Annotated in this window: 16 protein-coding genes and 3 pseudogenes; 2 read left to right on the top strand and 17 right to left on the bottom strand. The window is 22.2% G+C overall.

Going from position 1 to position 11,086, the window contains the following annotated elements:
- Positions 1-102: 102 nt before the first annotated feature.
- Positions 103-528 carry a YrvL family regulatory protein gene (locus ABCP60_RS15105; protein WP_343102080.1) on the bottom strand — a complete coding sequence of 142 codons (426 nt, stop codon included), beginning with the start codon at positions 526-528 and terminating at the stop codon, positions 103-105.
- A gap of 303 nt (positions 529-831) precedes the next feature.
- On the opposite strand from ABCP60_RS15105, the gene ABCP60_RS15100 reads away from it, so the two are divergent.
- Both ABCP60_RS15100 and ABCP60_RS15095 read left to right on the top strand, forming a co-directional pair.
- The gene (locus tag ABCP60_RS15100) at positions 832-1,137 is read left to right on the top strand and encodes a hypothetical protein (RefSeq protein WP_343102079.1); all 306 of its coding nucleotides are present in this window, start codon (positions 832-834) and stop codon (positions 1,135-1,137) included.
- A gap of 94 nt (positions 1,138-1,231) precedes the next feature.
- Positions 1,232-1,390, top strand: a complete 159-nt coding sequence (locus ABCP60_RS15095) for a hypothetical protein (RefSeq protein ID WP_343102078.1) — start codon at positions 1,232-1,234, stop codon at positions 1,388-1,390.
- Positions 1,391-1,883: 493 nt separating this feature from the next.
- On the opposite strand, the gene ABCP60_RS15090 is transcribed toward ABCP60_RS15095, so the two are convergent.
- From ABCP60_RS15090 to ABCP60_RS15015, 16 genes and pseudogenes are all read right to left on the bottom strand, one after another.
- On the bottom strand, positions 1,884-2,063 hold the full coding sequence (locus tag ABCP60_RS15090; RefSeq protein WP_343102077.1) for a hypothetical protein: 180 nt from the start codon (positions 2,061-2,063) through the stop codon (positions 1,884-1,886).
- A gap of 393 nt (positions 2,064-2,456) precedes the next feature.
- Positions 2,457-2,609, bottom strand: a complete 153-nt coding sequence (locus ABCP60_RS15085) for a hypothetical protein (protein WP_343102076.1) — start codon at positions 2,607-2,609, stop codon at positions 2,457-2,459.
- Between the two features lie 26 nt (positions 2,610-2,635).
- On the bottom strand, positions 2,636-3,328 hold the full coding sequence (gene srtB / locus ABCP60_RS15080) for a class B sortase (protein ID WP_343102075.1): 693 nt from the start codon (positions 3,326-3,328) through the stop codon (positions 2,636-2,638).
- A 486-nt stretch (positions 3,329-3,814) separates the two neighbouring features.
- Positions 3,815-4,051 (bottom strand): annotated as a pseudogene (gene mobL / locus ABCP60_RS15075) (relaxase MobL); the annotation flags it as partial.
- A 281-nt stretch (positions 4,052-4,332) separates the two neighbouring features.
- On the bottom strand, positions 4,333-4,737 hold the full coding sequence (locus ABCP60_RS15070) for a hypothetical protein (RefSeq protein WP_343102074.1): 405 nt from the start codon (positions 4,735-4,737) through the stop codon (positions 4,333-4,335).
- 26 nt (positions 4,738-4,763) lie between these two features.
- Entirely contained in the window at positions 4,764-5,042 is a 279-nt protein-coding gene (locus tag ABCP60_RS15065) for a hypothetical protein (protein ID WP_343102073.1), read from the bottom strand.
- An 18-nt stretch (positions 5,043-5,060) separates the two neighbouring features.
- Complete coding sequence (locus tag ABCP60_RS15060; protein ID WP_343102072.1) at positions 5,061-5,306, bottom strand: hypothetical protein; 246 nt, start codon at positions 5,304-5,306, stop codon at positions 5,061-5,063.
- Between the two features lie 770 nt (positions 5,307-6,076).
- Entirely contained in the window at positions 6,077-6,289 is a 213-nt protein-coding gene (locus tag ABCP60_RS15055) for a hypothetical protein (RefSeq protein WP_343102071.1), read from the bottom strand.
- A gap of 213 nt (positions 6,290-6,502) precedes the next feature.
- Positions 6,503-6,625, bottom strand: coding sequence for a hypothetical protein (locus ABCP60_RS15050; RefSeq protein ID WP_343102070.1), 123 nt, complete (start codon positions 6,623-6,625; stop codon positions 6,503-6,505).
- Positions 6,626-6,638: 13 nt separating this feature from the next.
- A pseudogene (locus ABCP60_RS15045) lies at positions 6,639-7,124 on the bottom strand (DNA topoisomerase); the annotation flags it as partial.
- A 15-nt stretch (positions 7,125-7,139) separates the two neighbouring features.
- Positions 7,140-7,499 (bottom strand): hypothetical protein, encoded by a 360-nt coding sequence (locus ABCP60_RS15040; RefSeq protein WP_343102069.1) that lies wholly within the window; start codon positions 7,497-7,499, stop codon positions 7,140-7,142.
- A 547-nt stretch (positions 7,500-8,046) separates the two neighbouring features.
- Positions 8,047-8,199, bottom strand: coding sequence for a hypothetical protein (locus ABCP60_RS15035; protein WP_343102068.1), 153 nt, complete (start codon positions 8,197-8,199; stop codon positions 8,047-8,049).
- A gap of 36 nt (positions 8,200-8,235) precedes the next feature.
- Entirely contained in the window at positions 8,236-8,385 is a 150-nt protein-coding gene (locus ABCP60_RS15030; protein ID WP_343102067.1) for a hypothetical protein, read from the bottom strand.
- A 1,199-nt stretch (positions 8,386-9,584) separates the two neighbouring features.
- Positions 9,585-9,845: a hypothetical protein gene (locus ABCP60_RS15025; RefSeq protein ID WP_343102066.1), complete on the bottom strand. Its 261-nt coding sequence runs from the start codon at positions 9,843-9,845 to the stop codon at positions 9,585-9,587.
- A gap of 504 nt (positions 9,846-10,349) precedes the next feature.
- Positions 10,350-10,658: pseudogene (locus ABCP60_RS15020) on the bottom strand (DUF5592 family protein).
- Between the two features lie 181 nt (positions 10,659-10,839).
- Positions 10,840-11,086 (bottom strand): hypothetical protein (locus ABCP60_RS15015; RefSeq protein WP_343102065.1); only part of this gene is annotated, 247 nt, incomplete at its 5' end.

The raw sequence follows: 11,086 nt of genomic DNA, 5'->3' as shown, positions 1-11,086 counted from the left end.
TAAAAAATATATGATTGTACTTTTTAAGTATAAATAAGCATATTAGATACCAAGAACAACCTGATCTAGCTATAGATAGAATGACAAAATTCAACATCTTCGCTAGTTACTTTTCATTGAAAAATAACTTATAACACAAAATATAGTAGAGAATAATAATGCAGTAAGTAAACTACATTTAATACCGTCTATAGACCATTCTAATATTCCTATTAATACTGTATTAATAGATATATCTATTAAGCAATAAATTATAGTATATTGAGTTTCTCCTAAGTTTGTTAGGCTTTTTATTGCTTTCAAAGAGCATTCAATTATAAAATCTAAAGGTGTACCTATAATCATATAGATAGCAAAGAATTTAGCAAGTGACCATAAACTGTCATATTTAAAACCTAAAATAGATAGAATAGTCCCTCCAAAAAAGAATACTAGTCCAAATATTATTGCTATTAATATTCCTACAACTATACTCATTCCAATAATATCTTTTATTTTATTTCTATTTTTCATTAGATCGGTTGTCAACCTCCTATAGAATATATTTTAATAATTCTTATTTCTCTTTTAGAATATTTATTGTTTTTGTTTTTTATCATAGATTTTAACTATAAGACAAATTACTTGAAACATTATATAAATTAAAAATATCTTTATTGTAAAAGCAACTAAAAGTAATTCTATGAAGTCTCTATTCATTAAAAAAGCTCCTCTCTGATTTTATATGTATAATAATACATTTTTAAAAATTATAGTATCTTTTTTACAGATTACTTTGAATATTTTTATTTCTAAACTAATCCTCAAGATAATTTATAAAAGTTTATATTTATGTTAAATATAGATTTACTAAATGAAGAACTACCAAAGACAAATAAGACGACAATAGTTTCAACTATATCATATGAAAATAAAAATAATATTAACATATACGATTTTATGAAGAAAGAAAATAAAGTAAAAAAAGAACAGGTTGGTATAACTTTAAATAAAGATATATTTAAGAAGCTAAAGACCGTTGAAATAGATTTGAATATAAATATGAGCAAGTTATATGAGATATTACTTACCCCATTATTGGAAGATGTAGTTATTAATGATAAAAATAAAGCCAAAGGGAAAAGAGCTAATAAATAATATAGCTATAACTAAGTTATTTGTTAGTTATAACTATATTAAATGTAAGAAGATTACACTAAATGTATTTTAAATAAAGGGGGATGTGCAGTTAGTGAGGAATATAGGCTTAAGAGAAAAATATATTAATAAATATTTATCTGATATAGAAATAAAAGAAATAATCTCATCAAAAAGATATAAAAATAAGAGAGGAAGGATTAGAAATCTAGATATTCTTTTTAAAATTTTAATGATGCTATCCCTAGAATAATTAATGAAAAATATTAGTATTTTCAAGGATTACAACAACCAATTGTTAATAAATTATATACCAATTGTTAACAATTGGTATGTAATTTATTAACAATTGGTTGTTGTGAATGGTAGACTTACATATAACAATACAAGTATTAAATTGCTTAGTTAATAAATTAGTAGAAATTTTAATTTTATTATTATCACCAATATTTATTGACAGAAAAGTTATACTTTTATGCTTTTTAACTTCTTTAACTCTAAGTATGATAAGTCATTTTTGCACAAAAAATTAACTGTAGATACAACATCATCTAAATATTAATTAATTTATTATTCATTTTTATATTCATATAATTAGCTCCAATCTTTATATTTTGAAAATAAAAAAGAGATATAGATTAAATCTATATCTCAAAAATTAAGTTTAAAACTCAATGGATTGTGTTATAATATAAATATAAAAGGAACTGAAATCTATTTCGCAGTAGAGTGATGTTTCCGTTAAATTATTTCAACGTTTTCTTAGATTTAAAATTAAGCTCAAAAAATTTAAGTTTAATTTTAATCTCTAAGCCACTCTCTCGCATAGAGTGGCTTTTTAATTTGTCAGATATGTAATTGGTTATTAAGCCAAGACATATAGTACCAATGGCACTTATAAGACCGACAATTATCTTTTGTTCCATACTTCCTCACCTCCTTCCTGTAAAGAAGTAGGTAAGTTTTGTTGCATGGAAACACCACTCTATAGATTTCAATTCCAGCATATATTATAGCATAAAAAGTATTATATTTATGAATTGTATCTCTTTATTTATCAAAATAGTTCAATTTTTTTCACATGAAAATATGATATTATTCAGTAAGAAATCTAAATAAAATATTAAGGAGAATGATAAATGATACAGAGTACAGTTTCTAGTATATTTTTAAGTTTATATAAGTCGGAATTAATTGTTTTGTTAGTTACATTTTTAATCTTGTTATCACAAAGAATAATTAAAAATTAATACTAGTTTTTAATTATTTATAACAATATTTTTTTCTCTATAATAGAAAACATATATTGTTTCACCATCTTAACACTCTTTGTTCCAAACTTTAGCACCTTGTTCACCAACATAAATTTCAATAGGTTCATGAGTAAATATATCTTTTATTACAATATAATTATGCTCTACATAGTCTACATAGGCCTTATCTTTATCACTTGTTATAAAACATTCACACATATATTAAAATCCTCATAAGTTAATATTTAGTTTAAAAGTTTTGCATGAACTACCATTCTTGCATTTTTAAAATCATAACTACAAGTAGATAGAGTTAGTATTTTATCATTAGTAGTTAGATTTATATTAGATTTAAAAATAGATTTATCAGTTATCTTTTTTAGAAAACTTTTATAGTCAAAATCATTTTCAAAACTTGTCTTTATATAGTTATCGTTTTTATCAGTAACATATACAGAAAATATCTCATAATTTAATACTTCTCCATTTGGAGTAGAAATAGATATTATTTTATTTTTATCAAAAAAATCTTTCTTTTTATAATTTTTTAATTGCCCAAACATAGTATTATTTCTCATATAATGTCCATAAATAACCGTATTTTTATCCTCAAATCCATTATTTCTATAGTCTAAAAATATAGATCCTGAAGGTAAATAATTTTTATTTATATCCTTATTAAGATAATATGAATTATTTTTACTTTGTACAATAGGGTAATCTATATTTGTATTATTTATAGCGATCCATCCTTTATAATCTTTATTTATATTAGATAAATCTATAATCTCTTTTTTATCTTCTTTCACATTTACTTTTATATTTCTAACCTCTTCATAGACTTTATCTGCTTTAATATAATCATTTATTTTCGTTATCACCTTATAAGAAGATATAACCAATATTATAATAAAAACTAAATTAATAAACTTTCTCATTTTTTACCTACCTAGCTCAATTTCTCTTTGCAATTTTTCATACATATTTTGATTTTTAATATTATCTAATTCATCACTAAGGTCTTTAGATATTTATTAATATTTCTTTTAGTAATAGAATTTTTCTTAGTAAAGTTATTATTTTTTGACAAAGAATTATTAGTATTATTAATTCTTTGTCTATTATTTTCTTTACCCATATATATATCTTTTATCTCATTTAAAGTTTTATTACTCATACGAATATATAATTCTTTTATTTTCTTTATATTTATAATTTATTATATAATAGTCTGCCAACCTATCAAGATGAACTCTAGCATCACTAATAGCATTATAACTGTAATGCTATTATTTTTTATCAGATGGAAGATTTTTAACTACTTCATTAAGTATTTTTTCATTTCAATATCTTTCATTAAAAGAGATTTTTTATTTGAATAAGCCAAACTATCTCTTAATAAAGTATTAATTTCTTCATATTATCTAAAGCTCTTTGAGCTCTTTGAGCTCTTTTCCTCTTTGACTAGTTGGAGTAGACTCATAAATAGTAATATTTATATTATTAGTATTATAATGAATACTTCTACTACAGATAGCACTATCTTTTATATTAGTTTTATCTAAAGAATACTCTATAGATTTTCTAATTGCTTCTTTAATTCTTTCTTCATCTAATGTTTTAGTTAAGGGGTCGTACAAATCTTGTTTTTTAAACCCTGTATTATCAAAACTTTATACATCTTGCCACATTACACTCTTATTTCTTTAATCTTTGGCAAAGTTTTCTTTTAAGGTTTCTTTTTCCTTTTCAGTTAAAAAACTACTGGAACTTGTGAAAATTCCAGTAGTTTTTTGAGTATTTCCCACATAGTCATTATATAAAGGTTATCTATTGAAATCATTATTTCTAACTGCTTCATCTCTATTAATGAAAGCTATATAAGAATTAAATTTATCGGAAGAAGAAATAACAAATCTTGATTTAAAAATAATAGCAGTCATTATAATAACAGCTCACTTTTCTTAGCCTTTTCTCTTAAAATTCTGTTTTCAACTTCCTCTTTTGCAACTTCTAGAGTACTTGTTGAGAACTTAGAAGTAGTTATATCTTTAAAGTCAGCAGAAGTCGTATTAAAGATAAAAGCATTCATAATTTCAATTAAAACTTGTGAATTTTTATCCGCAGATCTTGAAGAATGAATCATACTATTAAGTTCTGATTTAATATGTTCAGAAAGTTTTTTAGATATGACATCATAAACATAATCTGATGTTAAATTTGAATTTGTTTTATGTTCTAATATAATACTTTCAAGAGCTTTGCTTCTATTAGCTATATTATTTTTCGCCTTATATTCTTCTATATAATTATCTGTATTAGTTGAAATATAAAAATTTTTTCTCATAATTTTTTCTCCTTTTATTATTAATTTTAAAGTAATGTATCTATATCAATTAAATTTTCTTCACAGAAAGAATTTAAAACTTTTGTATTTAAATCTAGTACACCAATATTCTTTTTTATTAACTCATTAAATTTTGAATCTAATTCTAGAACTCCATCTGATACAACTAATTTTTCTAGTGCTTTTTTTAAAAATTTATTTCTACTTAATCTATTTTCCTTAGCCATAAAATCAATTTTATTTAATGTATTTTCAGATAAATTATTTATTCTTACATAAGAATTTTCTATTTTATTATCATCCATTATTTTTAACACTCCTTTTTATAAATTTAACTTATTTAAAACTTTAGTATTATTTTTTAATGAGGTTTCTAATCTGTTTAATAAGTATTCATACTTACTAAATACATTAAATAATTCTTCTTGTGATGCAATATTTTCTATATAAATTTTTAAAAACTCACTTCTTTTTAAACCTTTTTTATTAGCAAGTTTATCTATTTTATCTATAGTTTCTTTGTTTAAATTTTTAATATCAATTCTATGTTTTTTAATTTTTCTTTTCATAAATTTAATTAATCCCTTCAGTTTTTTATTTCAATTCCTCAATAAAAAATGAGATGAATTTGAAGTTTTTTTATTTCGTTTCTCACAAAAAAAAGAGCATAAGGAGAATTTGTACCCATCTTCGATTGGTAGCTAGGCAAGACCTAGCAATTCTCTAAAGATAGAATATAAAATCATGGGTACAAAAAAATACTCTTAGCCACACTTTTTAGTACACAAAACAGTACACAAAAGGTACACAAAACCACACCTTTTAGTACACAGTTTTTTTTAATAATCAGCTTTTTTCTATTAAACGTTTCATAATATATCCCATAATAAAAAATATTATTTTTATTATTAAAATTTAATTTTAAATTTACATAACCTTCATTTAAACTCATAATTACAGTCGCACCATATGTGCTTGAATTATCTTTCTTTTTCAATATTTTTACATTTACTTTGCCTTTTAATAGTAAAGATTTAACTATTATTTTAGGAATGTTCTTTCCTTTATACGTAAATAATTTATTATTTTCAATTATTGAAAAAGTACATTTAGGCTCGTATTTAAATCATTCACAATAGAATGATTTTTCACTTTCATATACATTTTTACCATAATTAGGACACTTACCTATAATATCCTTTTTTACCTTCAGTCTTTTTATTTTTCAACTTCAATTTGTTTTGCATGGTTTATCATTCATATTGGATAAATCCACACTAAAAAGCTCTAAGGCTTTTTCCTTAGAGAGTTTATTTTTATATACTTGTTTTAATATCTTTTAAAGTTCAACAGTATTTTCTTTAAATAAACCTATATTCAATTTATTTAAAGTATCTATTAATTTAATTTCTAAAATATCTATATAAAAAGTTACTTTATTTACTCTTATATATCCAAGTTTTATAGCTTTTTCTATTATACTTGATCTTGTAGAAACTGTACCCATCTCACATCTACTTCGCATTAAGTTATCTTCTTCGTCTTTTGTCATATATGATCTTTTAAATGGATTTTTAAGGTTGTTGTTTAATTACTCTAAGGTAATATGTTTAGGTGGTTGAGTTTCTTTGTCAGAAAATATTATATTAGGTTCTAAAGTTTCTCCAATAAAAAAATTAGATATAAAATTTTCTTTTAAATCATTTTCATATTTTAAATACCTGAAAGACTTTATAAAACTTCCTAGTTGAAAAAGCGCTTTTACTTAATTTAATATAGTATATTCAATTAAAATATTTGAAATGAATCTATTTTTTATTGTTATATATACTACAAGTTCATTTTGACTTATATCCATAGATATTTTTGTAGTTGGTGTTATAGCCAAATGACTTTCTACCTTATAATGTATCTAATATAGATTTTTTATCTTTCATTTCTAAAATATTATCTTTATTTATTGCACTAATTATTTTTTGTACCTTATCTTTTTCTGCCTCTGCAAGATATTCTGTATTAGTTCTAAGATAAGTAACATATCCTTTTTCATATAAATTCTGAATAATTTTTAGACTATCATTAGCACTTGATTTTAATTCTTTAGATAATTTATTTTAAAGTTTATCAAGGAAAAATAACTTCTTAGGTTGTTTTTTAACTTCTTTAATTTGGCTATCTTTTACTAGAATTTTTTCATTTAGTAATGGATCAATTGCTCTTATGCATTTTTCTTTTGTATCAAATATTAAATCATCAATATTAAACTTTACAGTTTCATTCTCTTTTGTTATTATGAATTCGCCTTGATAATATTTTTTAGGGATAAAGTTATTAATATCAAAATCTATCTTATATATAACTTCTACCATAGGAATAAGTACTCTACCAACTGGTAAGGTTCTTTAAACTTTGCAAGTTAATAGTCTAGTTAAATTTATTCCATGTATCCAATCTACACAAGTTTTAACAAACCCTTCATCATATAAAAGTTCATATTCATTATTGTTTCTAATATTCTTTAATTCATTTCTTATAGTTTCATTGGTTTGTTCTGGAAGCATATCCTTCTTATTTTCTAGGAAACTTTCTATAGTTATCCTAATAATTACCTCGCCTTCTCTGTCAGCATCTCCACAATTAACTATAATATCTACATTATTTATATTAATAAGTTTCTTTATTGTTTCAAATTGCTTCTTTACTCCTGTATCATCAATTAGTTTGAATTTATATTCATTAGGTATAAATGGAAGTTCATCCATATTCCATTTACTTTTTTCTCTATTAAAATAGTCTTCTATAGAAGACTATTTTAATAGATTACCAAAACCAAATGTTACTATGTAATTTTTGGTTTCAAAATATCCATCATTTTTATTAAAATTTCCTCCTATGGCTTTTACAATAGTAACTGCTAAAGAAGTTTTTCATCAATTATAACTTTTTTCATATGTATCATATCTTTTTGATACTCCTTTTTATAAAATTTTGATATACTTAATGCATAAAATCAATTTATTGTATATTTATTTTCTCAAGAGTATTTATAAAAATAAATACTCTTGGCCCTAATTAACATTTAGAGAGTATTTATTTTTGTAAGTACTCTCTCTTTTTTATTTTTATATCAATTTTCTATATAATATATTTTTCAAACTGTTATTGTTTTGCTTCAACTATTCTTATTGCATTTCCATTAAATACCTTGCTCCATAATTACTCTACATTTGGAGCATATACAAAATATCTTATATGAACTATTTTTATTATTTCACCATTATTAGTTATGTCTTCTGTTAAGCCTTGTAATTATTGATATGTACTTTCTGATTGTATTTTACCAACCTTACTTCTATCCTCATAGTATCTGTTTTCTTGCTCTACTAAAGACTTTTCTAGTTGCTTTAATATCTTTTGTTTATTGGAGGGTTTAATATCAATCGTAGTTATTACATCATTCATAGTTAATAACCTTTCTAACCAAAAATGCTTTACTTGTTATGGATAATCATATACATGAATACATGTTTCAAACCCATCACCTTTTTGTATTATTCTTTCATCAAATTCAATCCCACATTGTGGTTGAATTTGAGTTATTAAACATGGATCATATTCATTTTTATTTATTTTTTTACTTGACTTCATTTTGTTACCTCCAGAATATTAATTTTATATATAATATAGTTGTATAGAGTTTATATTTTATAAGCTCTATACTTAATATAGATTAGGCCTATATTTTAGATATTTACTAAAATATAGGCCCTTTTTTATTTACGTGAAAGGATTTTTAATTTAAAATGTTTTTAAACCGTATATTTTGTATTTTATTTTTTGCATTGCAAAAAAAGACCAGGCTTTATACCTAGTCCTTTTTTATAACTTTAACTAAAAATCTAGCTTTTTTATTTACGAAAAAGTTTTTTTTAGTTAAAATATATTTAGTTTGTGAGTAAGGCACATATTTCTATGGTCGTTTTTCTTTGATAAAATTTTTTAGTTTATAGTTAAAAAAACTAGGTTTAAAACCTAGTTTTTTTATTTACGATTTTTCTATTTTATATTAAAATAAATATGTAGAGTTTAATCTTGCTTACTACTCCATTTGGTGAAGTTTCTAACTATAGTTAAGACTAAATAAAAAGCTATATACATATTAATATGTATATAGCTTTTTATTTTATTTATCAAATAATAAGTACTTTTTTATTTTCTAAAATATATTTTTAATATAAGATATGTTTAAATTATAAATATAACTTTTTATATTTTTCACTATTTTCAAAAAAAGACTAGGTATAAAACCTAGTCTTTTTTTGAAAGCTAAAATCCCTCTATAATATAGGTAGTTTTTATTTACTTATTTATCATTTTATACTAATATAATCATGTGAAACTTATTATGTAGTAATTTACAAACATTTTAATTTTTTGTTACTTTTTTGTTAATATTATTGCTGCATAGTTATTTTTTAAGCTATATACATTAGTATATAGCTTTTTTATTTACTTAATAATTATTTCGTATTAAAATAAATATATATCATTAAACCTCTTTAACATTTCTGCGTTTATAAAGTTTTTATAAAAGTTGGTGTATATGAAACACAAAGAAAGCTATATACATTGGTATATAGCTTTCTTTGTATATATTTATATTTTAGAGTTCCAATTATTTAATTTAAATATTATCTTTATCTTTTTATATAATCTAAAACACTTAGATTTATAGCAGAACTTGTTAGTCTTAATAACTGTATTTCCCTTTCTCTTTTTATTTTTTCATCCTCATAAAATACCATTAAATAAAATTCTTTATTCTTTCTTTTTTCTTCAATGGCTATTTATTGCTCGAGCCTTTTATTTAGGAAATTTATATAAATTTTATTATAAGTCATTTCCATCTTTTTAAGTATATCTTCTTGTTGAACTTGTGTATTTACTGGGAATGTCATTGATATTATTTTAATATCATCAATATAATTTCTTAAAAATTTTGAGAAATCCATTATATGCTTATATGCATCATCATTATTTAAAAAATTTAAATCCTTTGTTCCTATTTTGAATATATATATACCCATTTTTAGTTTTAAATATTTCATCTTCTGCCATTTCTAAAAATGGAAATAAGTCAAAAGTATCTTTATCAATTTTTTTATATTCTTATCTTAATGATTTTTTTCTTGTTTAGCTCTTATCTTTTCATATTTCTTAATTCTCCTTTTTTCTTTTCTTGATAACTTCTTAGGTTTCCTTTTTTTCTTAGAATTTTTCTTATTCAATAATAATATTATTATTTGTATACTGATCTTAATTATATGAATTTATATTTTGATTAGTAGGTGTGTTATTTAAATTAACAACATTGTCTGCGCCAATTATAATCTATTTATTATTTGTTTTTACAGTTGTATTGATAATATTTTACACTCTAAATGTATTGGTTCTGTCATTTACTTTAACTATTACTTAATAATTTCTTGCTTTAGTGGTATTTAGGTTGTTTTTAGATATAATTATATTTTTTCTACTAGGTTATTATCTTCACTATATATTACTATATAATCAAATATCTTTATATATTCTCTAACTTTTATAGTCATATCTTAACATTCTATTCTAGATACTCTATTAAATAATATTGTACTTCCGTTTACACTTTTCACATTATTTCTTCTAAACATCACATACGTAGCTCTATAATTTCTTGTACCAGGATTAGTTCTACTCTTACTTAACAAGAAAAAAGTCACTATTATAGAAAATATATAATATATCATGCTTAACTTTGAACTTATAAGTTATGATGTTGATACTTTAAAAACTAAAGATACTATTATGAAAAATAAATCAAATAAATATATTGACCTTAATACTTTAGTTTCTGAGTTTATCTCTTTTGATATTTTGTACAAATCCTTCGACCACCTTTTAAAACTTTACTTTAATTAAATAAAAAGTACCTAAATTAAATCTCTTAATCTAGATACTTCTTATATCTATTTTATTTTTGAATTTTCTTCTCCCGTAGCACCTCTTGCTCTATCATATGTTTTTCTTAACTTAATTCCTGCATTTTGACCTAATTGATAATGCTTATTTGTAATATTTACTGTATTTAAATTTATCTCTTGTATATTCACCATATGTTCTTATTTCTATCGCTTTACTATCTTTTGAGGTATTACCTTTTGTATCTTTATTAATATTTTTATCATCATTAGATAAATTATGGTTATTATCTTGTTGTATATTATTATTGTCTTTATTAATACTGCTATTATTAGACTTGTCATCAAACATATTAGGTTTATTAGATTTATCCTCTATTGTTGAATCGTAA

This window comes from Romboutsia sp. MSSM.1001216sp_RTP31141st1_G3_RTP31141_220114 (assembly GCF_039031195.1).
Lineage (GTDB): Bacteria > Bacillota > Clostridia > Peptostreptococcales > Peptostreptococcaceae > Romboutsia_C > Romboutsia_C hominis.
This window is presented reverse-complemented; position numbering and strand designations above follow the sequence as displayed.